The organism is Microbacterium sp. LWH7-1.2, assembly GCF_038397755.1.
Classification (GTDB): domain Bacteria; phylum Actinomycetota; class Actinomycetes; order Actinomycetales; family Microbacteriaceae; genus Microbacterium.
The window spans coordinates 1,238,078-1,261,337 of the sequence record NZ_CP151637.1 but is presented as its reverse complement, the minus strand read 5'-3'; the positions used below and the strand labels follow the sequence as shown (position 1 = coordinate 1,261,337).

At 71.5% G+C, this 23,260-nt stretch carries 17 protein-coding genes; 7 read left to right on the top strand and 10 right to left on the bottom strand.

The genetic code is table 11. The features are described 5' to 3' along the window. Positions 1-7: 7 nt before the first annotated feature. From MRBLWH7_RS06035 to MRBLWH7_RS06025, 3 genes are read left to right on the top strand one after another with little or no spacing between them, the layout of a single operon-like run. On the top strand, positions 8-1,480 hold the full coding sequence (locus MRBLWH7_RS06035; RefSeq protein WP_342000159.1) for a DUF3375 domain-containing protein: 1,473 nt from the start codon (positions 8-10) through the stop codon (positions 1,478-1,480). Further along, positions 1,473-2,183 carry a DUF4194 domain-containing protein gene (locus MRBLWH7_RS06030; protein WP_342000157.1) on the top strand — a complete coding sequence of 237 codons (711 nt, stop codon included), beginning with the start codon at positions 1,473-1,475 and terminating at the stop codon, positions 2,181-2,183. The genes MRBLWH7_RS06035 and MRBLWH7_RS06030 overlap by 8 nt, the downstream gene beginning before the upstream one ends. After that, positions 2,180-5,530, top strand: coding sequence for an ATP-binding protein (locus tag MRBLWH7_RS06025; RefSeq protein WP_342000154.1), 3,351 nt, complete (start codon positions 2,180-2,182; stop codon positions 5,528-5,530). The genes MRBLWH7_RS06030 and MRBLWH7_RS06025 overlap by 4 nt, the downstream gene beginning before the upstream one ends. Before the next feature lie 9 nt (positions 5,531-5,539). Here MRBLWH7_RS06025 and MRBLWH7_RS06020 read toward each other — a convergent pair whose 3' ends face one another. From MRBLWH7_RS06020 to MRBLWH7_RS05975, 10 genes are all read right to left on the bottom strand, one after another. Next, entirely contained in the window at positions 5,540-6,139 is a 600-nt protein-coding gene (locus MRBLWH7_RS06020) for a GNAT family N-acetyltransferase (RefSeq protein WP_342000151.1), read from the bottom strand. Further along, positions 6,136-8,238 (bottom strand): penicillin acylase family protein, encoded by a 2,103-nt coding sequence (locus MRBLWH7_RS06015; RefSeq protein ID WP_342000142.1) that lies wholly within the window; start codon positions 8,236-8,238, stop codon positions 6,136-6,138. Before MRBLWH7_RS06015 ends, MRBLWH7_RS06020 begins: the two co-directional genes overlap by 4 nt. A 4-nt stretch (positions 8,239-8,242) precedes the next feature. Continuing rightward, positions 8,243-10,030 (bottom strand): IucA/IucC family siderophore biosynthesis protein, encoded by a 1,788-nt coding sequence (locus tag MRBLWH7_RS06010; RefSeq protein ID WP_342000140.1) that lies wholly within the window; start codon positions 10,028-10,030, stop codon positions 8,243-8,245. After that, positions 10,027-10,614, bottom strand: a complete 588-nt coding sequence (locus MRBLWH7_RS06005; RefSeq protein WP_342000138.1) for a GNAT family N-acetyltransferase — start codon at positions 10,612-10,614, stop codon at positions 10,027-10,029. The genes MRBLWH7_RS06010 and MRBLWH7_RS06005 overlap by 4 nt, the downstream gene beginning before the upstream one ends. Continuing rightward, on the bottom strand, positions 10,611-11,924 hold the full coding sequence (locus tag MRBLWH7_RS06000) for a SidA/IucD/PvdA family monooxygenase (protein WP_342000136.1): 1,314 nt from the start codon (positions 11,922-11,924) through the stop codon (positions 10,611-10,613). Before MRBLWH7_RS06000 ends, MRBLWH7_RS06005 begins: the two co-directional genes overlap by 4 nt. Continuing rightward, positions 11,921-13,393: a pyridoxal-dependent decarboxylase gene (locus MRBLWH7_RS05995; protein WP_342000134.1), complete on the bottom strand. Its 1,473-nt coding sequence runs from the start codon at positions 13,391-13,393 to the stop codon at positions 11,921-11,923. Before MRBLWH7_RS05995 ends, MRBLWH7_RS06000 begins: the two co-directional genes overlap by 4 nt. A 60-nt stretch (positions 13,394-13,453) precedes the next feature. Beyond that, positions 13,454-16,093, bottom strand: coding sequence for a PEP/pyruvate-binding domain-containing protein (locus MRBLWH7_RS05990; RefSeq protein ID WP_342000132.1), 2,640 nt, complete (start codon positions 16,091-16,093; stop codon positions 13,454-13,456). A gap of 93 nt (positions 16,094-16,186) precedes the next feature. After that, on the bottom strand, positions 16,187-17,515 hold the full coding sequence (locus tag MRBLWH7_RS05985; protein ID WP_342000130.1) for an NAD(P)/FAD-dependent oxidoreductase: 1,329 nt from the start codon (positions 17,513-17,515) through the stop codon (positions 16,187-16,189). 86 nt (positions 17,516-17,601) lie between these two features. Then, the gene (locus MRBLWH7_RS05980; protein ID WP_342000127.1) at positions 17,602-18,090 is read right to left on the bottom strand and encodes an adenosine-specific kinase; all 489 of its coding nucleotides are present in this window, start codon (positions 18,088-18,090) and stop codon (positions 17,602-17,604) included. Between the two features lie 67 nt (positions 18,091-18,157). Beyond that, positions 18,158-18,769: a helix-turn-helix domain-containing protein gene (locus tag MRBLWH7_RS05975; RefSeq protein ID WP_342000124.1), complete on the bottom strand. Its 612-nt coding sequence runs from the start codon at positions 18,767-18,769 to the stop codon at positions 18,158-18,160. Positions 18,770-18,901: 132 nt separating this feature from the next. Between MRBLWH7_RS05975 and MRBLWH7_RS05970 the strand changes: the two genes are divergently transcribed. The 4 genes from MRBLWH7_RS05970 (at position 18,902) to MRBLWH7_RS05955 (ending at position 23,241) form a co-directional block, all read left to right on the top strand. Further along, positions 18,902-20,122 carry a globin domain-containing protein gene (locus MRBLWH7_RS05970; protein WP_342000121.1) on the top strand — a complete coding sequence of 407 codons (1,221 nt, stop codon included), beginning with the start codon at positions 18,902-18,904 and terminating at the stop codon, positions 20,120-20,122. A 155-nt stretch (positions 20,123-20,277) separates the two neighbouring features. Next, entirely contained in the window at positions 20,278-20,994 is a 717-nt protein-coding gene (locus MRBLWH7_RS05965) for a hypothetical protein (protein ID WP_342000117.1), read from the top strand. A gap of 212 nt (positions 20,995-21,206) precedes the next feature. Next, positions 21,207-21,680 (top strand): hypothetical protein, encoded by a 474-nt coding sequence (locus tag MRBLWH7_RS05960; RefSeq protein ID WP_342000114.1) that lies wholly within the window; start codon positions 21,207-21,209, stop codon positions 21,678-21,680. Then, positions 21,667-23,241 (top strand): multicopper oxidase family protein, encoded by a 1,575-nt coding sequence (locus MRBLWH7_RS05955; RefSeq protein ID WP_342000111.1) that lies wholly within the window; start codon positions 21,667-21,669, stop codon positions 23,239-23,241. Before MRBLWH7_RS05960 ends, MRBLWH7_RS05955 begins: the two co-directional genes overlap by 14 nt. Positions 23,242-23,260: the final 19 nt, after the last annotated feature.

Below are 23,260 nucleotides of genomic sequence, written 5' to 3'. Positions count from 1 at the left end.
GGAGGCGATGGGGAACACTCGTGCCGAGGCGGCATATCTGCGCTCACTCGCGGCGTTCCGAACCCCAACCCTCGACCTCCTGCACGGTCGATACGCCCCCTTCGTGGTCGCGGCTCTCTCGATCGTGTTCACGGTCGATCGCCCGTCCGTCGAGATCTCCGACGCCCACGCCGAAGTCGCAGAGATCCTCGACGAACTCCGCGCCGCGGGCTATGACGAGGGCGACCGCACACTCCCCGTCGGTACCGCCCGCGAGATCTGCCGCTACTGGGTGAGAGTCGGATGGCTCGTGCCGCAGATCGACGGCGACACCGAGGTGTACCGCCTGACCGCGCACGCGGTGGGCGCCCTCGAGATCACCGGTCGCACGGCCGGCGGCCGCACGCGCGTCTCGAACTCCCGCGTCCGCACGTTGCTCGAGGCGGTGGACCGCCTCTCCGATCACGCCGAGACCGATCCCGCCGTGCGAAGGGCCCGCCTCATCCAGGAGCGTGACGCGCTCGATGCCGAGATCGCGCGCCTCGAGCTCGGGCAGTCCGAGCCGGTCGACGACGAGCAGCTCCTCGAAGAGGCCGAGAACGTCCTGCACCTGGCGCGCGAGCTGCCGGCGGATTTCACCCGCGTCGCCGAGTCGATCAAGGCGATGCAGCGCGATGTCGTCGCGGATCTGCGTCGCGACGTCCGGCCGACCGGCGAGGTGCTGCGCGAGTACCTGCAGCGCGGCCAGCACGTCATGCAGTCCACCGCGGAAGGCCGGGCCTTCGCGGGGGCGCTGCGCCTGATCGGCGATCCGGAGCGCATCGACAGCCTCACCGAACAGCTGCACACGCTGCTCGCACAGCCGTTCACACGCCTCATGGACGCCGAGCAGCGCAGGGAGCTGGATGCCATCGGCCGCCGGGTCGAGCTCGGCGTGGAGGAGGTGCTCACCGCCCAGCGCCGTGCCTCGCGCGTGATCACCGGGCAGGTCCGCACCCACGACCCGATCCGCGACCGGCACGTCGACGACCTCCTGCGCGACGTCATGTCGGGTCTTCAGGCGTGGACCCGAAGCTCGTCCTCCGACGCCGGGGTCGAGCCGCTGCGCAGCCTCCCCATGGCCGACATCGGCCACCTGCGGCAGTCGGTGAGCGACATCCGTCCGCCCGGCGCGCCGGCGCCGCTCACCGCCTCGGACGAGGACGCGGAATTCGCGGATGCTGACACCCGCGCCTGGGGCGGACCCCGGTACGCCGAGCTCGAGGCGTACGTCTCCGGTCTCGGCGACGAGTTCGACCTGGGCGACGCGTTCGAGGGCGTCGACGACGCCGCCCGACGCCCGGTCGACCTCGTGGGCCTCCTCGAGATCGCGCACCGCAACGGCATGAGCGAAGGCGGCGGGGTGTCCGTCGTCGAAGCGCTGCGTCCCGACGGGACGACGCGACGGTTCGCGTTCGGATCCGTGACCGCCCGCACCGCGAAGGAGCACGACGATGACTGAGACCGCTGAACGGAGCGATCTCGACACCGGCGACGTCGATGCGAGCGAGGCGTTCATCGCGCCCGCCGCGATGGAGGACGACCTCGACGAGCTCTTCCCCGGTGACCGAGGCGTCCTCGACCCGGCCGTGCGTCGTGTCTTCGTGCACGTGCTCCAGCGACGGTTCGTGCTCGCGGACCGCAACCGCGACGAGTGGACGGTGCTGCTCGACAACCAGCAGCTCATCGAGTCGCGCCTCAACGACCTGTTCGTGCGCCTCGTGGTGGACCACGATCGCGGCGTCGCATACAAGCAGCAGGTGCGCTCCGACGAGCTCGAGATGCCGATCCTGCTTCGGGATGCCGCGTACACCCGCTCCGAGACGCTCGTGCTCGTCCACCTGCGCACGGTCTATCAGCGCGAGTCGGCGGCGGGGGAGCCTGCGGCGCGCGTCGATATCGAAGACGTCGAACAGACGGTGATGAGCTACTTCGTGGATGCCGACGGCGACACCGCTCGCCGTCAGCGGTCGATCCGCAAGGCGATGGATCGGCTCGCGCGCGACGGCATCGTCGACGAAGAGACGACGGGCAGGTTCCGCATCAGCCCCCTCGTCGAGATCGTGCTGAGCGCGGAGAAGCTGCGCGAGCTGCGTGACTGGTTGCGCGCACAGGGTCCCCTTCCGGATCTCGAAGACCCCGAACTCGAGGAGGCCGCGCTGTGACGATGCTCGACACGCTGTTCGGGCTCATCCCGGCAGCTTCCCGGGGTCAGCAGTGGCTCGCCGAGGATCTGCAGCTCGTCAACTGGGGCGGCTACGACGGCGCGCACCGCGTGCGGTTCTCGCCGGAGGCCACCCTGCTGTGCGGTGGGTCGGGCTCGGGCAAGTCGACGCTGATGGACGCCTACATCGCCCTCATGATGCCGCACACGACGCCGTTCAACGGCGCGTCGAACGGGGGAGTGACGGGCCGACCCCGCGGCGAGGAGCAGCGCAACATCCTCTCGTACGGCCGCGGCAAGCTCGACGAGTCCCGCACGGAGGACGGCACGAAGATGCGCGTGCTCCGCGGCGACGGCGAGGATACTTGGACCGCCGTCGCGATGACGTGGATCGACCACGACGGCTCCCGCTTCACCGCGGTGCGCGCCTGGTACATCCCGGCCGGCGCGCGTGTTCTCGAAGACACCGTGCGCGTGCGCGCGACGACGGACCGTGCGTTCGACCTGAGCTCGCTCCAGCAGGCGGCGGCGCTGCGCCTCTCCGACCTCTCCATCAGGAACGCCGGGCTCGACCCTGTCGGGACCGATCGGGAGTTCTCGGCGCGGCTGCACGCGGTGCTCGGGATCGGCGCGGCGGGGGCGGGGTCAAAGGCCATGAGCCTGCTCGCCCGCATCCAGGCCGGCCAGCAGATCACGACGGTCGACGACCTCTACAAGCGTCTCGTGCTCGAAGAGCCCGAGACGATGACCACCGCCGACGCCGTCGTCGCGCACTTCGACGGCCTCGAGAGCACGCGCACGCGCATGCTCACGGCGCGCCAGCAGGTGAGCGCCCTCGAGCCGATCCGCGAACTGCGCGAGAGGATCGCGGCGGCGATCCAGCGACTGCAGCTCATCGACGAGGTCGGCGAGTTCTCCGACCCGGCCTCGCTCGCGACGCTGTGGCGCGCAGATCGCCGGCTGGGTCTCCTGCGCGACGTCGAGACCGAGCTGCGCGACCGCAAGAACGCGGCCGACATCTCGCTGCGTGAGAACCGCGCGCTCGCCGATGCGGCCGAGGCTGAGCGCGACGGGCTCGTCGAGGTGCTGCGGCTGTCGGGCGGTGGTCGCCTCGAGACCGCGCAGCGCGAGCTCCGCGAAGTCGAGCGGCGGCTGACCGCGACCCAGAACCGGCGCGTGGCGCTCGAGGCGGACCTGCGCGCGATCGGTGAGGAGGCGGCCACGCACGCCGAGTTCACGACGCTCGTCGAACGCGCCCGAGAGACGCTCGCCGACCGCGACGCGAAGGGCGGCGCCCGCGCCGAGTACGCGGAGGCGATCTCGGCGGAGAAGTCCATCGCGCGAGAGATCGCCGAGCTGGAGGCGGAGGTGCGGCGGGCGACCGGGCTGCAGGGCAACATTCCGAGCGCGCTGCACGAATCTCGCGAGCTCGTGGCGCGCGCCGCGGGGATCGAGCTCGAGGACCTGCCGTTCGTGGGTGAGCTCGTCGAGGTGCGCACGGAGTTCGAGCCCTGGCGCCAGGCCTTCAACCTCGCGCTGGGCGGGTTCGCCACGACGCTCCTCATCGACGTGGCGCACATCGGGAGGTTCCGCACCGCGATCGACTCAGTCCGCACGCCGGTGCGGCTGCGCTACGAGGGCGTGCACACCGGGCTCGCCGAGGTGGACCTCCGTGACACGACCACGCTTCCGGGGCGACTCGATTACCAGAGCACCCCGTTCACCGGCTGGCTGCAGGAGCGCCTCGACGACCGCTTCGGCTTCGTGTGCGTCGACTCCGCCGCCGAGTTGTCGCGGCACCGCATGGCGCTGACGCTCAGCGGCCAGATATCGCAGGGGAGCCGCGGCGCCCACGGCGGGCATGGACGCGACAACGTGCTCGGATTCTCCAACGACCGGCGCCTCGCCGACCTCGCCCGACAGCTCGACGAGGCCCGCGCCCGGCTCGGACGAGCGGTGGAGAACCGCAAGCGGACGGATGCCGCGCTGGATGCCCTCGACGCTCGCTTCGCGGTGTACGCCAAGCTTCGTGATCTCACCTGGGAGCAGGTCGACGTCGCCTCGATCACCGCTGAGCGGGACCGGTGGCTCGCCGTGCAGGAGGAGGTGACGGCGTCCAATCCCGAGATCGCCCGCGTGCAGGGCCAGATCGCCGCCGCGAAGGGGAAGGCGGCTCGCCTGCGCGAAGAGATCGCGCGAACGACGGTGGAGCGCGAGCAGATCGAGTCCCAGTGGAGCGACGTCATCGACGACGTCGACTCGGATCAGACGGTCGTCGACGCCGCGGAGGATGCGGGACGGATGCTGAGCCCCGAGCAGAGCGCGTTCCTCGATGACCGATTCCGTCTGGCCGAGACGTCGAATCCGGAAAGCGCGTCGGACGCGCTGGCAGGTTTCGTCGCCGCCCTCACGACCGCCGCGCAGCGGCTGGTCGACGACCGCCGGGCGGCGGCCGACTCGCTCGAGCAGCAGCGCGACAGCGTGCGGCGCATCATGGTGAGCTTCCTGGAGCGCTGGCCCAACCCGAACCTCCTGCCCGACCCCGACGAGTCGATCGATGACTTCGAGCGCATCCTCGAGGCGCTCAGGACGAGCGGCCTTCACGAACTCGAGGCCGAGTGGCGCGACAGTCTCCTGAAGCTGTCGGGCAACGACCTCACCAACCTCGACTCCACGCTGAGCCGCTCGATCCGCGAGATCCGCGATCGCATCGAGCCGATCAACGAGATCATGCAGGACCTGCCGTTCTACGACGACGACCACCGCCTGCAGATCACGACGCGAGAGAACCAGTCCGAGGCGCGCCGCCGCTTCCGGCGAGAACTGCGAGAGGTGCGCGCCCTCATCGAGGCGGCGTCGTCCGACGACGAGCGGGAGCAGGCGTACCGCCGTATGTCGCGGCTGATCGGCCACATGCGGCGCTCGGCGCCCGACTTCGCCGATCTGATCGACGTGCGCAACCACGTGCGGGTGAGTGCCGAGCGGGTCGACGCGGCGACCAAGAAGCACGTGGCCCTCTACGACCACATCGGGGAGAAGTCCGGCGGCGAGTCGCAGGAGCTGATCGCCTTCATCGTGGGCGCGGCCCTGCGCTATCAGCTCGGCGACGCGGGCGCCGCGCGCCCGCGCTATGCGCCGGTGTTCATGGACGAGGCGCTGATCAAGGCCGACGCCCACTTCACCAAGCGCGCGATCGGCGCCTGGCGGGGCCTCGGGTTCCAGCTCGTCATCGGTGCGCCGAACGACAAGTACAGCGCCATCGAGCCGCACGTCGACGTGGAGTACGACATCCTCAAAGACACGCGGGGACGCTCCTGGGCCAAGCCCAAGGTCGGCCTGCGCGGCTGAGGGCTTCGGTCAGGCCCCGCCCGACTCCCACGCGTCCCGGGTGAGGAACGCGAGCTGCCCCGACTTGCCGGGCAGCTCGACTTGCGGGCCGAGGGCGAACCCGAAGAGGCGGGCGCGGGCGACGGCGCGGTCGTTGCCGACGTCGGGCTCGATCACGATGCGGTCGACCGGGGGCTGTGCGAAGAGGAACCCGGTGATCACGTGCGCCACGCGCGTGGTGAGACCGCGCACGGGTGCGCCGCGGTCGCCGAGCAGGAAGTGGATGCCGACATCCCCGGGCTGGGCGTCATACACCTCGCCGAGCGGGTCGTTCTCGGGCTCGTAGGTCTGCAACAGCACGATCGGGAGGCCGTCGCGCCGGATCAGGAACGCGTGATGGGTGGAGAGGCCGTCGACGTACGCGTAGAGCTCGCTCAGCTCCGCGGACGTGAGCTGCCCGAGACCCCAGAAGCGGGCGGTCGGGGCCGTCACCCAGCGGTGGATCACGTCGAGGTCGGCGACCGGGTCGAGCACCGCGATCTCGATGCGGCCGAGCACGGGGTCATCGGCCGTGTGCACGACGGCGCCGGCGGGTCCGCTCACGAGGCGGTCCGCGGTGAGAATGGTCATGCGGCTCCTGTCGGGACGTCGGGACGGAGGCGGGCCCAGTCGGTCACGACCCGCGTGGGTCGGACCTCGGACCATGCCGCGAGCTGGTCGGAGAAGTGCGGTGAGCCGGGGTCGCCTGCGGCGCCGAACGGCACGCTCCACAGGCTGTTCTCGCGGTCGGAGAGGTCCCACGCCCATCGTGCGACCGAGCCCCGCCACGACCGGTCGGTGACACCGGGCGTCGAGCCCGTGCACCGCACCGCGTCGCCGTCGCCCGACAGCGGCACATCGAGGCGTGCGCCCGGATCGATGGCCCCGGGCACGTCGGCGAGCACGTGCAGGGCGAGCAGGCGATGCGTCGCACCCCACTCGGCCGCGTCGGGGGCGTCGTCGAGCGCGGCCACCACCAGCGCCTCGACGTCGTCGCGCAAGGCGGGGTGGGCGAGCAGCCGCGCCAGCGCCGCGGCGACTTGCCCGGTGACGCCCAGCCACGGGTCGAAGACCGCGCCGAAGCCGTGCGGCGTGTGCAGCGGTCGCAGCACCGGATGCGCGGCCACCCGCCGCAGAAGGGTGGCTCGCCAGGCCGCGAACATGCCGGCGGCGACGGATGCCGCATCCATCCGTCCGTCCCAGCCCACGAGCGCGTCGCGCACCCGGGCGGCCCGAGGTGGCAGGGGCCCGCGCGGCAGGAACGGAAGGAGCGCGGCCGCCGAGCCGCTCGCCGTATCGCTCCAGACGGCCACGAATTCGTCGACGGAGCCCGGTCGGCGCTCCTCGAGCAGGACACGGATGCGCTCTGCACGGTGAGACGACGAGTACGCCCATCCGAGGTCGATCTCCGCGCGACCCGGCCGTTCGTTCGCGTCCACCGCCACATCGGTCACCGCGAGTGGGCGCCCGCCCGCTCGAGTCCCCGCAGCCGTCCCCGACTCAGCGCGCAACGGCAGCCGACGCTCGCCACGCGGCCTGTCCGGCGCGACCCCGGCCGTCACCGACAGCACCGCGCCATCGCGGTCCGCGGCGAGCACCCGGTTCACCGGGTCGACCCATCGCCCGAACGCGGCGACGACCTCGCCGGCGGATCTGGCGCGCAGCAGGCCGAGAAGTGCACCGGCGCCGAGGTCGGCGTTCGCGCGAGCGGGCATGCGCACACTCCATCCGACGAGCCCGTCGCCATCGGGACGCAGCTCGGTCACGACCGTGCCCCGTTCCGTCTCGATGGCCTCGACCGCGACCGGGTCGCCGCCGCGCACCCGGATCACCGAGCGCTCGACGCCGACGCCGCGCCAGCCGTCGGGTCCGAGCGCCTCGTAGCCGCCGGCGACCCGTCGCAGTCGTTCGCGGAACACGTCGACGCCGTGCGCCATCGCGTTCGTGACGCCCCACGCCGCGTCGCCGGCGTGCCCGAAGTGCGGGGTCCCGGGAACGCCGGGGAACGCGAGACCGACGACATCGAACTCGTCGCACGCCAGCCGCACCTGCTGGTAGACGCCGGGCAGCTCGAAGATGCGGTGCGGGTCGCCCGCCACCAGTGGCATCCCGGATGCGGTCCGCGAGCCGTGCAGCGCCCACCCGTTGCTGCCCGACGTCGGAAGCGTCTCGTCGCCGCCGTCGCCGTACCCCGCGAACACATCGACCCACGCGTCGCCGAGCGTCGCGGCGACGTGCTCGCGCCACAGCATCACGGGGAACGTCGAGAACAGCGCGTGCGCGACGTGCAGCACACCGAGCGGGTCGTGATCGGCCCACGGCTCGAGCGGTCGCGTGTCGCCGAAGACGTCGTCGAGCGTCCGGAACTCGATCGCACCCCCGCCGACGGCGGCCATGCCACGCCGAACCCCCTCCGCGTAGCGGCTCACGAAGGCGCGGGTCTCCGCATCCGTCCCCTCCCACGCCCGGCGGGCGGTGTCGTCGAGGCGTGCGCGCCGCGCGAAGGCGTCCCACGCCACGCCTGCCTCGCCGATCAGCTCCGACAGCCGCCCCGAAGCGCGCAGCCGGTCGACCTCGATCTGCCAGCCGCGGTCGCGTGCCGTCACCTCTCCTTGCGCCTCGGCGAGGTCCCCGACATCCGTCGCGCGGATGTGGGGGATGCCGAGGCCGTCGCGATAGACCTCCGCCATGGCGTCAGACTCCCACAGGCTCCCGCACCGCGGCCGAGCCGACGCGCGACCGGGCGACCGGGTTCGACAGGGTTCCCGCGTACATCAGCGACGCGGACTGGTTCGCGAGGTCCACCATCTGCAGCGTGTTGCGCAGCTGCAGGCGGTTCAGGCACGAGTGCGCGAACGCATCGGCACGCAGATCCACCCGGGAGTCGATCCACGGATGCTGCGCCTCGTGCTCGTCGATGATCTCGGCGGCGATCCGCCAGAACTCGCTCTCGCGCAGCGTCCCGTCGGTGTGCAGGATGCCGGCGAGGTGGCGCAGCACGCCGTCGAACACGTCGGTGAAGATCGCGAGCGCCTTCTCCTCGTCGTCGACCGGCGACACGATGCGGCGCACGGCGTCCGGCACGGCGCGGTCGGCGAGCAGCGCGACCTCTTCTCCGATGTCCTTCATGAAGACGCCGCGCGGTACGTGATCCTCGAGGATGAGGATGAGGTTCTCGCCGTGCGGCATGAACGCGAGGTCGTGCGCGAGCAGGCAGTGGACGAGCGGGCGCAGGTAGGCACGCAGGCAGGCGCGCACCCACGTCGTCGCGGCCATCCCGGACGCCTTCACCAGCGCCGTCGCATACGAGCGACCGTCTGCGTCGCGGTGCAGCAGCGCCGCCATCGTCGCGAGCCGCTCGCCGGGCGCGATCAGCGGCACCGGGCTCTCGCGCCACAGGGCGGCGAGCATCTTGCGGTGCGCAGACGGCGTCGGCGTCCGGTGGTACGCGTCGCCGGTGTACCCGATCGACGCGCGCTCGCGCAGCACGCGGAAGCCCGAGTCGCGCAGGGTGGCGTCCCCGGGCACGAGCTCGGCGACCCAGTCGTTGATCGCCGGGGTCACGCGCATGTACGCCGGCGACAGCCCGCGCAGGAACCCCATGTTCTGCACCGCCAGCGCCGTCTTCACGTAGTGCCGGTGGGGGTTCGTCGCATTGAACATCGTGCGCACCGACTGCTGCGCGCGGTACTCGTCGTCGCTCTCGCCGATCAGCACGAGGTCGCGCCGCGCGACGTCGGGTGCGAACGTGATCGCGATGCGGTTCTCCCACTGCCACGGGTGCACCGGCAGCAGGTGGTAGTCGCCGGGGTCCTCGCCGAGTTGCGTCACGCGCTCGGCGAAACGCGCGTGCTCGGCGGGCGAGAGCTCGCCGGAGAGGAGGGATGCCTCGTCCAGGCCCGCGCCGAGCGCGAGATGCGACTGCGACCGGCGCGCCGCGAGCCACACCATCCGGAACGGACGCCCCGCCTCGGGCGAGTAGGCGGCGTGGGCCGAGACGCCGAAGCCGATGCGTCCGTTGTTCGCGACGAACCCCGGATGCCCTTCGGTCATGGCGGACTCGATGGTCTGGAAGTCCGCCGTGAGCAGCTCGTCGGCCGAGGGCCCCCCTCGGGCGATCTTGAACGCTGCGCTCGCCAACGTGGAGGCGATCTCCTCGAGGTAGATCGGCAGGAGCTGATCGGACAAGCCCAGCGCCGGCTGCAGCTCGAGGATGAACGCCTGCGCGTCGAGCTCGGCGGGCTCGCCGGCCACGAGCCGACGCAGGCTCGCCTCATCGACGACCCAGTGATCGAGCTCGGCGCGCACCGCCTCGAACCGGTACTGCACGTCGGCGTCCGGCACGGTGACGCGCCAGCCCCCGACGACGGGTTCGGGAATCAGCAGACGTTCGTGGCTGAACTCGGCGATCGCCTTGGTCACGAGGTGGCGCTGTGCGTCGGCGAGGTGAGCGGGGGAGAGGTGAGCGGCGACGGCGGTCATGCGGAAATCCCTGTTCGTGCGAGTGCGGGTGCCGCGACGGCGGCGAGTTCGGAGCGGGCGTAGTCGTCGCGCGTGCACACCGACAGCACCGCGGTCTTGGCGTGGCCGCCCTCGTCCATGGAGACGTGGCGCAGCTCGGTGAAGCCGGCGCGGAGGTTCTTGCGCCGGATGCGGTCGTTGCGCGCATCGGGTTCGACGACGACGCGCTGCGCGCCGAGCCCGTCGAAGCACCACGTCATGACGGCGGCGAAGACGGCGTCGGTGAGGCCATGGCGGGGTTCGCCCCTCGGCGGTGCGATGAGCACGTGCATGCCGAGATCACTGGGGAGCGGGACATGGATGCCGCGCAGCAGCACGTGCGCCGGGTCGTACGTCTCGGCGAAGAAGGTGGGCACGCCGTCCACCAGTCCGAGCCAGGCCTGCTGGTGCGGGTCGGCCGCGACGCCCGCGAGGTAGACACGCACGGCGTCGACGTCGAGATCGCCCATGCCCCAGAACGCGGCGTGCGGGTCGGCGAGCCATCGCTGCAGCACGGGGGCGTCGCGCTGCGGGTCGGCCGCGACGATCGAGGTCGTGAACGTCATCGGGCCGCACCGATCGCGGCGGTGGCGTCGGCCGGCACCCCGAAGTCCTGGAAGGCGATGCGGCGCTCGATCGGGTACACCTCGCGGCCGGTGATCGACGCGAGGATCGACGAGTTTCGCCAGGCGCCGAAGCCCAGGTCGGGCGCGGTGAGACCGTGTGTATGCTCCTCTCCGTTCTGCACGAACACGCGGCCGCGCCCGCCGTCGACGCTGTAGTCGCGCGCCACCGCGAGGCGGCCGAGCACGTCGTGGTCGAGGCGGTCGGCGATCGGCGCCAGGAAGGGCGGCGTCTGCGCGGCGTAGCCGGTGGCCAGCACGAGGGACGCGGTCTCTCGCACGTACTCGCGGTCGACCTGGGCGTGGCGCAGCTGAAGCCGGTAGCGACCGCCGTCCCACTCGGCGGACGTCACCTCCGTGTCGGTCAGCAGAGTCGTGGGCACGGGCCCGTCGGCGCTCAGCCGGTAGAGGGTGTCGTAGATGTCGTCGATGAGGTCGGCCGAGATGCCCTTGTACAGGCTCCGCTGCTCGCGCCCGAGGTGCTGGCGGATGCCGATCGGCAGCGCGTGGAAGTGATCGGTGTACTCCGGCGAGGTCATCTCGAGCGTGAGCTTGGTGTACTCCATGGGGAAGAACCGCGGCGACCGGGTGACCCAGTCGAGCCGATAACCAGGGTCCCGCGCGCCCTCCAGCAGGTCGCGGTAGATCTCGGCGGCCGACTGGCCGCTGCCGACCACCGTGACCGAGCCCGACGCGCGCAGCGCGTCGCGATGATCCAGGTACTCCGAGCTGTGGATCACCGGGCCGTCGAGCCCGCGGAGGGCGGGTGGGATGACGGGCTGCGTTCCGACTCCGAGCACGACGTGCCGTGCGCGCAGCTCGCTCTCCTCGCCGGTATCGGTGCGCATGGCGCGCACGACGTACGTGTCGTCGGCGGGGTCGTGCTCGACCGCGATCACCTCGTGGTTCCAGCGCAGGTTCGGCAGCTGCGCGGCCGCCCACCGGCAGTACGCGTCGTACTCGGTGCGCAGCGCGTAGAAGCTCTCGCGGATGTAGAACGGGTAGAGGCGACCGGTGTGCTTCAGCCAGTTCACGAACGAGAACGGCGAGGTCGGGTCGGCCATCGTGACGAGGTCCGCGAGGAACGGCACCTGGATCGTGGCGCCCTCGATCATCATGCCCTGATGCCAGCGGAAGCCCTCGGCGCGGTCGAGGAACACCGCGTCCAGCCCGGTGGGTTCCGCCAGGCACGCCAGCCCGAGGTTGAACGGGCCGATCCCGACACCGACGATGTCGTGCACGTGCGCGCTCATGCGGACGCCTCCGCGCCCGCGAGAGCCTCGTCGAACTCGGGCGCGATGCCCGCGAGGGTGGTGGCGGCATCCTTCACCATCGCCAGGATCTGACGGATGTCGTCGAGTGTGGTCGAGGGGTTGAGCAGCGTCAGCTTGAGACAGGGTCGCCCGTCGATCACGGTCTTCGCGACGAGTGCGCGCCCCGATTCGAACAGCACGCGCCGGACGCCCGCGACGAGGGCGTCCCGCGTGCGGTCGTCGACCCCTTCGGGCTGCACGCGGAACAGCACCGTGCTGAGCTGCGTGTGGCCGACGAGCTCGAGCTCGGGATCAGCCGCGATCTCGTCGCCGACGATTTCTGCGAGGTCGATGACCGTGTCGAACATGTCGCCGATGCGGTCGGCCCCGAGCGCGCGGAGCGTGACCCACAGCTTGAGGGCGTCGAAGCGGCGCGTGGTCTGCAGCGACACGTCGACCTGGTTGGGCTCGTCGTTCTCGAGCGGGTTGAGGTAGTCCGCGTGCCAGGCGCCCGCCGCCAGGTCGCGCGGCTCGCGCACCAGGATCGCGCTCGACGACACCGGCTGGAAGAAGCTCTTGTGGAAGTCGATCGTCACCGATCGAGCACGCTCCACGCCCGCGAGCAGGTGCCGGCGTCGCCGCGACACGAGCAGCCCGCAGCCGTAGGCCGCGTCCACGTGCAGCCATACGCCGTGCTCGTCGCAGACGTCCGCGATCGCGTCGACCGGGTCGATCACCCCGCGGTCGGTCGTGCCGGCGGTCGCCACGACGGCCATCGGCAGGCGACCGGATGCCGCGACCTCGCGCATCGCGAGGGCCAGGGCGGCGGCATCCATCCGTCCCTGCCCGTCGCCGGCGATCTCGACGACCGCGTCGTCGGCGAGCCCCAGCAGCAGAGCGGACTTGCCCACGCTGAAATGACTCGACGCCGTCGCGAAGATCACGAGCCGTGCGAGCGCGTGCGGACGCGGCAGAGGCGTCGCCGCCATGGCGGCCTCGCGGGCCAGCAGCAGCGCGTGAAGGTTGGACTGCGTGCCGCCCGAGGTGAAGACACCGCCGCCGTGGGTGAAGCCGACGCGGTCGGCGGCCCAGCCGATGAGCCGCCGCTCGATGAGCGTGCCGACCGCGGACTGATCGTAGGTGTCGACCGACGTGTTGACCGCTGCGAGCACGGTCTCGGCCGCGACAGCGGGCAGCGCGACCGGACAGTTGAGGTGGGCGGCGTATGCGGGGTGGTGGAACCACACCGCGTGCTCGAGGAACAGCTCGTCGATCTCGCGGACGGCCTGCGAGGACCCGATGCCTTCGCCGTCGAGGGGGACGTCGTCGACGAGCATCTGGAGCTCGGCGCGGGACGCGCCCGAGAACGGCTGCGTCGTCGCCTCGAACCGATCGGCGACCTGCGCCGAGGTCTGTGCGATGAGGGAGCGGTAGGTGTCGGCGGTGGAACGCGTGAGCAGATCGAGCACGGGGGAGAGCTCCTTCAGTTAGGGTTGCCTTGCCTAACTAAGTCGATCTCGGAGCGTGTGTCAATGCGCGGACGTAACAGTTTCGTCGGCCGGCGGAATCGTCACGACGCCCGACGCCCCGTCGACGGTCACCTCGACGCCGGTCGTGATCGTGTCGGTCGCGCGCGCGACTCCGACCACCGCAGGGATGCCGTATTCCCGGGCGACGACGGCGCCGTGGCTGTTGGCGCCGCCCATCTCCATGACGAGCCCGCCCGCGGTGAGGAACAGCGGCGTCCAGCCCGGATCGGTCGATGGGGCGACGAGGATCTCCCCGGGCTCGAGGCGCGCCCCGACCGGGTCGAGGATCACCCGCGCCGGCGCGGTGACGGTCCCCGCCGATGCCGGGGTGCCCCGCAGCGCCCCGGGCTGATCCGCGGCGGAGCCGTCGCCGACGGCCTCCGGTTCCGTCCCATCGGAGAGCAGCATGCGCGGCACGTGGCGGCGTCGCAGCTCGGTGCCGTAGCGGTCTCTGCGCTCGCGCACCGTCGCGCGCATGTCGATTCCCGCGGCCGCCCGCTTGGCCTCTTCGAAGTCGAGGAAGAACACGTCCCCCGGATCTGCGATCCGTCCTGCGGCGGCGAGCTCGGCACCGATGTCGACGAGCTCCGCCCGGGCCCGGCGCATCGCGGTGATGATCAGGAACTTCGGCATCTCGCGCATTCCGACGAGCGCCCGAGTGCGCCGCAGGCAGAACCCGACGGCCGCGGCGCGGAGCCGGCTGCGCCGACGTGCGCGAGCGACGAGGGTGTCGATCATCGCCTCGGCGTCGCGCGCACCGGCGGCGAAGTGCTGGGCGGGGGTCGCAGCATCCGTGTCGAGGCGAAGGTATCCCGACAGCACACCGAACAGGTGCGCGGGGTCTTCGCCCCAGCGCGGCATGCCGAGGTCGATCTCGGCGACGGCGCGGTGACCGTAGCGGGCGAGGAAGTTCGCCATAGCGCGCTGCAGGACGGCGGGCAAAGCGCCCGTGAGATAGGCGTCCGCGAGGTCTTCGGCGTCGCGGGTGCGCAGCGCCGCCGCCGACTCGGCGTCGCGCCGCGCGCGCACGGCGACGTCCCACAGTTCGAGATCCATCTGGGTGGTGACGTTGTCGGGCACGCTGCGGAGCACCGTCTGCAGGTCGCCGGGCTGCGTCGAACCACGCAGCAGACGCCCGGCGAGTCCCAGCATCCCGAAGCCGACGAGGGCGCCGGGCAGGCTGCGCGGTGCGAGCGGCATCGCACGGAAGAGCAGATTGACCACGCCGTCGACCCGCGTCGGGATGTCGCCGCCGGCGGGAATGTCCCGCGTCCGGACCTCCCTCGCCAACCGGTGCACCCGTCGCTGCGCCGCTGCCGGACTGAAGAGCGCCTGCCCGACCAGGAGCGGGAGCCGGATGCGGGCGGCCAGGTGGAGGACGCCGCGCGCGAAGCGTCGCCGCGAGCGCGGGAGCACGGAGAACCTCGGGTCGGCGAAGAGTCCGCGCACCACGACGGCGGACCGCGCCTCCATCACGTCGAGCGCCCGCGGCATGATCTCGCGGCCGACGGTCGATCGCACGACCGGCGTCGCGTCGACGAAGATGCGGTCGCCCCCGATCGCGAACGCCCCGGGTCCGTCGGCGATCCGGGCGGGACGGCGGCCGATGAGGTCGAGGAACCCCGAGCCGACCACCCGGAAAGCGGCGATTCCCATCGGCGTGATGGGCCGGTGGAGCCCCTGCGCCAGGCTGACGCAGAAATAGACGCGGGTGTGGGCGGCGGGAAGGGGGGCGTCGCGGACGGGTACCGGGAACAGCGTCGTGATCGGCCTGGACTGCGTGAGCCACGCGTGCCCGTCGGCGTCGATCGCCCACTCGATGTCCTGCGGACTGCCGAACGCGCGCTCGACACGGTCTCCGAGCGCGGCCAGCGCACGCACCTGGGAATCGGTCACGCTCGCCGCCTGGTCGCCGTCGCGGCCGGCTCGGCGATCCAGGATCCGTCCGGTCGCCGTGTCGACGACGAAATGATCCGGGTCGACCGAGCCCGATACGACGGCCTCGCCGAGGCCACGCGCAGCGTCGATCACCGCCTGTCGCCGACGGCCGGTCACCGGATCGGCGGTGAACAGCACGCCCGCCGATTCGGCGTCCACCATCCGCTGCACGACGACCGCCAGCGCGACGCCCGCGCCGTCGATGCCCTGGGCGGTGCGGTACGCGACCGCCCGGTCGGTCCACAGCGATGCCCAGCAGCGGTGGACCGCGTCCAGCACGTCGTCGATTCCGACCACGTTCAGGTAGGTGTCCTGCTGGCCGGCGAAGCTCGCTCCCGGAAGGTCCTCCGCGGTCGCCGAGGACCGGACGGCGACGGGACCCGCCCCGGGCTCCAGCCGGTCGTACGCCTCTCGCACCGCCTGGGCCACCTCGTAGGGGAACGGCGCCTCGAGCACCGCCGTACGGGCGGCCGCAGCATCCGTGATCGTCCCTGCTTCCACGGCCGATCCGCGGACCGCCCGCCGGTAGGCCTCGGTGGTGACGCAGAAGCCGGGCGGCACGTCGAAGCCCGCGCGGATCAGCTCGCCGAGGTTGGCCGCCTTGCCGCCGACGGTCGCGAGGTCGTCGGCCGACAGCTCGGCGAGATCGACGACCAGGGCCGTGCCCGCGTCGACGGGCTCCTCTCGAGTGGACGCGGCCATGGTGTCGTCCTCTCGGCCAGGTCGGCCCACGCTCGTGGGCTCAGGTGCAGACTCGCACTCCGCGCACCTCGCCACAAGATCGACCGGATGTCGTCAGCCGGTCCAGGCTTCTTCGATGGGGATGCTGCGTCCCAGGACGTTCTCGGCGGCTCGGTGGCCCGAGAACATCGCGGCGGGAACCGTCGCCGGGTCGTCGGTCCAGGTCGCCTCGCCGGCGAGGTGGAGCACGCCGCCGACGGGCGTCGCCAGGTCGTCGTGGTCGGCCGTCGTCGACCCGACCGTCATGTAGGCGTACGAGCCGTGCGACCACGGGTCGTCCTGCCAGTCCGTGACGTGCACGTGCGTCGGCGCCTCGACACGGTCACCGTACAGGCGCCGCAGCTGCACGAGGACCGACTCCACGATCTCGTCCTCCGTCCAGTCGCGCGTCTGGACCGCGGCGGGACCGGCGGCGAACGTGAGCAGCGTCGGCGTACCGTGGAGCGCGGTGAGGTCGTACCACGAGTGCCACCAGCGGCTCTCGGGCCCCTGCTGGCGGATCGCGTAGACGCCGTCGTCCCAGAACTTCGCCGGGAACCGCAGGAACACCTTCTCGAACGCGTTCATCGTGAGCCTGCTGAGTGCCCCCGCGACCGGCTCGGGCAGCGGCGGTTCGATCACGAACTCGTCCGACTGCAGCACGCCGACCGGCACGGTGACGATCGCGGTGTCGGCGGCGAACAGCCCGCGATCGGTCGTCACCAGCACCCCCTCGGGCGACCACTGCACGTCTGTCACGACATGGATGAGACGGATGTCGAGTCCCTCGGCGAGCCGGCGCGGCAGGCGGTCGTACCCCTCGGGGAACACGACCTCGTCGCCGTCGATGGCGTCGTCGTCGAGTCCGTGGGCGGCGAGATCCTCGATCCAGGCGCCGTACTGCTCCTCCGACCGGTGCTCGAGGAACTCGCGCACGCGCTGCGTGCGCGCCGCGTCCCAGCCCTGCGCCGCGAGCGCGGCATCGGTCACGTCGCGGTACGACGCGTCGGGGGCGGAGGCGGCGATCACGTCCCGCAGCGTGGCGTCGACGGTGTGGATGTCGTCGATGAACGCCTGGGCGGCAGCATCCGTCAATCGACTCCCGTCGGGGCCGTAATAGGCGATGGGGTGGCTGTCGGGCTGGTAGCCGCCGACGGTGAACTCGACGGTGCGCATGCCGAACGCCTCCGCGGCCGCGGCGACGGGGGAGCCGTTGATGCCGTGGATCCAGGAGGCGCCCATGTCGGTCACTGTCCCGGGGAAGTGGCGGTCGGTCGAGATGCGGCCGCCCACGCGGTCCCGGGCCTCGAACACCACGACGCGACGGCCGGCCCTGCTCAGCAGGCGCGCAGCGGTCAGTCCCGCGACTCCCGCTCCCACGACGATCGTGTCGAAATGATCCATCTGCGATCCTCCCCGGCCGGCGCTTCGCTGCGCCCTTCGACGCTAGCGGCTTCCGGCGGGTCGCCCATCCACGGGCGCCGCCGAGGTCAGAGCTTGTACCCGATGGCGCGCAGCAGATCTCGCCGGTCGGCGACGTCCTGCTCGGTCTCGACGCCGACCGGCGGCTGACCGTCGATGACGCCCGCGACGCCGCGGCCGGCGTCGGTCACCGCGACGAGGAGCTGCACCGGGTTCGCGGTCGCGCAGTAGATGGAGCAGACCTCGGGCACGGCCTTCACCTGATTGAGGACGTTCACCGGAAACCCCTCGCGCAGCATGATCACGAACGCGTGACCGGCGCCGATCGCCAGCGCCGCATCGACGGCGAGCGCGACGAGGTCATCGTCGTTGCCCGTGCGGCGCACGAGCCGCGCACCGGATGCCTCGCAGAACGCGACGCCGAACCGGAGCGTTCCGCCGACTCCGGCGAGCGCTTCGTGCAGGTCCTCCACGGTCTTGATGAAGTGCGATTGGCCCACGATGACGTTCACGTCGTCCGGCTTGTCCAGCGGAACGACCTCGATGTCGACGGTCATGGGAACCTCCTCCGACAGCGCCAGCCTAGACTCCTCGTCCTCTCGACACGCCGGGAACCCGCGAGCGCTATCCGGCGCGGCTGGTGAGGAGCAGCCGGCAGTGGTGCGTCGTCACGAAGGGCTCCAGGCGCTGGAGCTCGAGCGGGCCCTCGGTGTGCAGCAGCACGTCCTGCACGAGTCGCGCGTGGACGCCGCACACGAGGGCGCGGTCCTCGTCGATCATGTCGTGGTAGCGGCAGGGCGCCAGGTCGAACGACAGCGTCGTCTCGTCCACGGCGGGGTCGAGCCCGGCGTCGTCCAGGTGCTCGTAGAGCACGTCGAGCTGACGCGCGGCGTCGGCGGGAAGCGGCGGAGCGTCGCTGCGGGTCACGGCGCGCAGCATCCGTCCCCGCGTCTCGGCGCCTTCGACGCGCGCGCTCGCCGCGTCGCTCGACGCCGACTCCCGCACGGGATGGAACACCACCGGCGGGCGCCCGCGCACGCCGACCTGAAGCGTCTCGCTGCGGATGAGCCCTTCGTCTTCGAGCACGCGAAGGTGATCGCGGACGGTGTTGAGCGGGATGCCGCACTCCGACGCGAGCTCGCCGGCGCGGCGTCCGGGGACGCGCTGGATCGCCTGCAGCAGCTGCAGGCGGCGGGGCTGTGTGAGCCCGCGGAAGTCGTGCGCGCGGCGGGGCATCCTCCGACGGTAACCCGCCCGGATCCGGCTGCGCTGGGAGACGGGCCGGATAAAACCGGTGGAACGCCCGCCGTCCCGCGCGCGGACGGAGGAAGGTCGAAGGCGTCGCGTCCGGTCCGAGAAAGGAACCCCATGCAGCTCTCACCGGAGTCCGAAGCCATCGTCCGCGCCACCGCGGGTGTCGTCGCGGAGCACGCCGAGGAGATCACGAAGGTCTTCTACCCGGCGATGTTCGCCGCCCACCCGGAGCTCCTGCGGGTCTTCAACCGCGCCAACCAGGCGGTGGGGGAGCAGCCGAAGGCGCTCGCCGCATCGGTGGTCGCGTTCGCCGTCCAGCTCATCGACCCCGACGCGCCCGACTTCACCCCGGTGATGCGCCGGATCGCGCACAAGCACGTCTCGCTCGGCATCCAGGCCCGCCAGTACACGATCGTCGGGCACCACCTGCTCGACGCGGTCGGCACCGTGCTCGGCGACGCCGTCACGGCCGAGGTGCGCGCCGCGTGGGACGAGGTGTACTGGCTGTTCGGCGTCTCGCTCATCGCCGAGGAGGCGAAGCTCTACGCGCAGGGCGGCACCGACCCCGAGCACCCGTGGCGGGAGTACCGGGTGGTCGAGCGGTTCGAGGAATCCGACGACGTGTTCTCCCTCCTGCTCGCACCCGTCGCGGGTGAGGTGCCGTCGCACCACACGGGGCAGTACGTCGCGATCGCGGTCGACCTGCCCGACGGCTCGCGTCAGCCGCGCCAGTACACGATCTCCTCGGGACCGCGCGGCGACTCGCTCCGCGTCACCGTCAAGCGCGTGCGCGGCACCGCCGGTACGCCCGACGGCCAGGTGTCGACGTGGCTGTACGAGAACGCGACGCCCGGCACAGTGCTCGACGTGTCGCAGCCGTCCGGCGACGTCGTGCTCGACGGCTCCGATCAGCCGCTGGTGCTGGTGTCGGCCGGCATCGGCATCACGCCGGTCGCCGCGATCCTCGAGGACCTGTCGCGCCGCCAGCCGCAGCGCACCGTGCGCCTGTTCCACGCCGACCGCGCGCACGACTCGCACGCGCTGTACTCTTCGCTGCGCCGCCAGGTGCTCGCGATGGACGACGCGAGGGCCCAGAACTGGTACGAGACCGATGCGGAGACCGCCCCGACGCTCCACCCGGCGCGCGCGGGATTCATGGACCTCGCCGACGTCGAGCTCCCCGACGACGCGACGGTGTTCATGTGCGGCCCGCTGCCGTTCATGCGCGTCTCCCGCGCGACGCTGATGGCGCGCGGCATCCCGAGTGAGCGCATCCACTACGAGGTCTTCGGCCCCGACCTGTGGGCCCAGAACCCCGAGGGCGCGGCCGCCTGAGCCCGGGTTGCTCGCACAGAGTCGGAGCTTTCGACCGACACACCGGGGACGGATGCCGCGACCCGCGGTGTCGCGTCGGACCTCCGATTCTGTGCACTCGGCGGGGCGGTCCGGAGCGGCCTACCGCCCGCCCGACCTCGGTGGGACCATGAACCATGGGGACGGGGGCCGACGGGGGTGGGGCCGAGGCGAGCGGGGCCGAGAGCGACGCGGCGCTCGCGCGCCGGCTGCAGATCCTGGCGACCGAGCACTGGGGGCTGCTCGCAGCACGCAGCACCGCGCAGAGCGAGGTGCTGACCCGCATCACGATCTTCCTCACGCTCGTGTCGGCGGGACTGGTCACGATCGGTCTGCTGGGCCAGGCGAGTGGGTTCGGATCGTGGTTCCCGGTGGCGGCGCTGAGCATCCTCGGCTTTCTGACGGTGGTCGGGCTGCTGACGCTGATCCGGGTCATCACGGTGGCCGAGGAGGACATGATGTATGTCGTCGCGATGAACCGGATCCGTGGCGCCTACCGTGAGGTAGACCCCGCGGCGGCGCGCAACTTCCTCGCCTCGACGAGCGATGACCAGCTCGGCATGTCCGTCACGTACTCCTTCCTCCGCTACCGGAGCGGAATCGAGCAGCTGCTCGGATCCTCGATGGTCCTCGCGATCCTCGTGACCGCGTCCGTCGCCGGCATGTGTGCAGGAGGCCTATGTGCGGCGTTCGGCGTGGCGACCGGGGTCTCGGTTGCTGTGGGCGTGGTCGTGGGCGCCGTCGTGGTGGTCGCCGGTGTCTCATACGGCGGCTACCGCTTCAGCTCCACGTGGCGGGCCTACCGACCACTCCGGCGCAGCGAAGAGCCGCCGTCGCACTGGCGACGACCCTGACGCGTCCGCCCCGATGCGCCGCCCGATCCGCTCTGGTAACGGCCGGGCCGGAGTGGGAGCATGAACCGATCGCCGCCGACACCGGTGATGGTGGCACTCGGGTCCTGGGGGACCCGGTGGGGGTCAGCGTGGGGACTATCCGTCGTTCGACGTATCAGTGCAGCGCGCGCACGACTCTGCACATGCGTTGATCCCGACATCAAGGAGCAATCATGCGCATTACTTACCGCATTCTGTCGTTCACCATCTGCGCGCTGGTCGCGCTGCAAGCCGCTTCGCACGCCTGGGCGTCGGCCGGTCTCGGCCTGTACATCGCGGAAGGCGGCGTCGTCGACGCCTCCGCGCAGGAGGGCCCGCCGCCGTTCCCGGAAGTGATGGGCTTCATGATCCACGGCATGAACGGCATGTTCGTGATCCCCGCGCTCGCGCTGATCCTGCTGATCGTGTCGTTCTTCGTGAAGGTGCGGCACGCGGTGACGTTCGCCGCCGGCGTCCTCGTGCTCGTCGTGCTGCAGGTGACGCTCGGACTGCTCGGTCACGGCATTCCGCTGCTCGGCTTCCTGCACGGCATCAACGCCCTGCTGCTGTTCACGACCGCGCTGCTGGCTGGGCTCAACGCCTCGAGGGGCCGTGTCATCGCGAAGGCCGACGCGGCCGCGCCGGCGGCCGTCGGTGCTTCCGCCTAGAACGGACTCGGCGAAGAGCCGGTGGGCCTGGTTCGCCCGCCGGCTCGGCGCCGTGCTCGGCGTGGTCGCGGTGGGGCTCGTCGGCTGGATGTGGTGGGCCAGCGTGCTGCCCGGCTCGTACTCGGCGATCGACATGGGCGTTCCCGACTTCGGGGGCGGGCCAGGTGCCGAAACCCCCGGTGCGGCGCACGGACACGTCAGCGCCTCCGGCACACGCACCGCGGCGAGCGGTCCCGCGGCCGACGAGACCAGCGTGTCCGACCTGACGGCAGACCCCGACCGCCCCGCCGACGTCCACGTCGAACTCATCGCGCGGGCGGAGCGCGTCACGCTCCCGGGCGGTGCGCCGTTCGACGGATTCACGCTCAACGGCAGCACGCCAGGCCCGACCATCCGGGCGACGGAGGGGCAGCTCGTCGAGGTGGTGCTGCGCAACGAGGACGTGCCCGCCGGCGTCACCGCGCACTGGCACGGGGTCGACGTCCCCAACGCGATGGACGGTGTCGCCGGCGTCACGCAGGACGCCGTGATGCCCGGCCAGACCTTCACCTACCGCTTCGTCGCCGAGCAGGTCGGCACGTTCTGGTACCACGCGCACCAGGCTTCGCACCCGCAGGTCGTCGGCGGCCTCTTCGGCGCGCTGATCTTCGGTCCCACCCCGCAGACGGATGCCGCCGCCGCGGCGGCCGGGAACCCTCCGGTCCTCGACGTCGTCGCAGCGATCCACACGTACCCCGGGGGCGCCCGCACGATCAACGGCGCGATCGGCGACTCGCACCAGGAGGCGGCCCCGGGTGACAGCGTCCGCGTGCGACTCATCAACACCGACTCGACGCCGACGAGCGCCTGGGTGAGCGGTTCGTCCTTCCGAGTGCTCGCCGTCGATGGTCACGATCTCGTGGGCCCCACCGCCGTCGCCGATCAGAGCGTGCAGATCACCGCGGGCGGTCGTGCCGACCTCGAGGTACGGGTGCCCGCCGGTGGTGCCGTCCGCGTCCAGGTTCCCGGTGCCTCGCTCGTCATCGGTCCGCACGGCGCTCACGTCGACCAGACGTCGGCGCCGAGGGACCCGCTCGATCTGCTCTCCTACGGCGAGCCCGCCCCGACCGCATTCGACTCGGACGCCCCCGATCGCCGCTTCACCTACGACATCGGCCGCCTTCCCGGTTTCCTCGACGGACGCCCGGGCTACTGGTGGACGATCAACGGCGGTCTGGGGGCCGGCGTGCCGATGTACATGGTCGACGAGGGCGACGTCGTCGTGATGACGATCTCCAACAGCAGCGGCGAGGCACATCCGATGCATCTTCACGGGCACCACCTGCTCGTCCTCACCCGTGACGGCGTGCCGTCGTCCGGCAGCCCGTGGTGGGTGGACTCCCTCGATGTCGCGCACGGCGAGTCGTTCGAGGTCGCATTCATCGCAGACAACCCGGGCGTGTGGATGGACCACTGCCACAACCTCCCTCACGCGGCGGAGGGCCTCATGACCCACGTCGCCTACAACGGCGTCACGACGCCCTTCCGCCTCGGACGAGACACCGGCAACGACCCCGAGTGAACGTCCGGCCCGGCCTGTC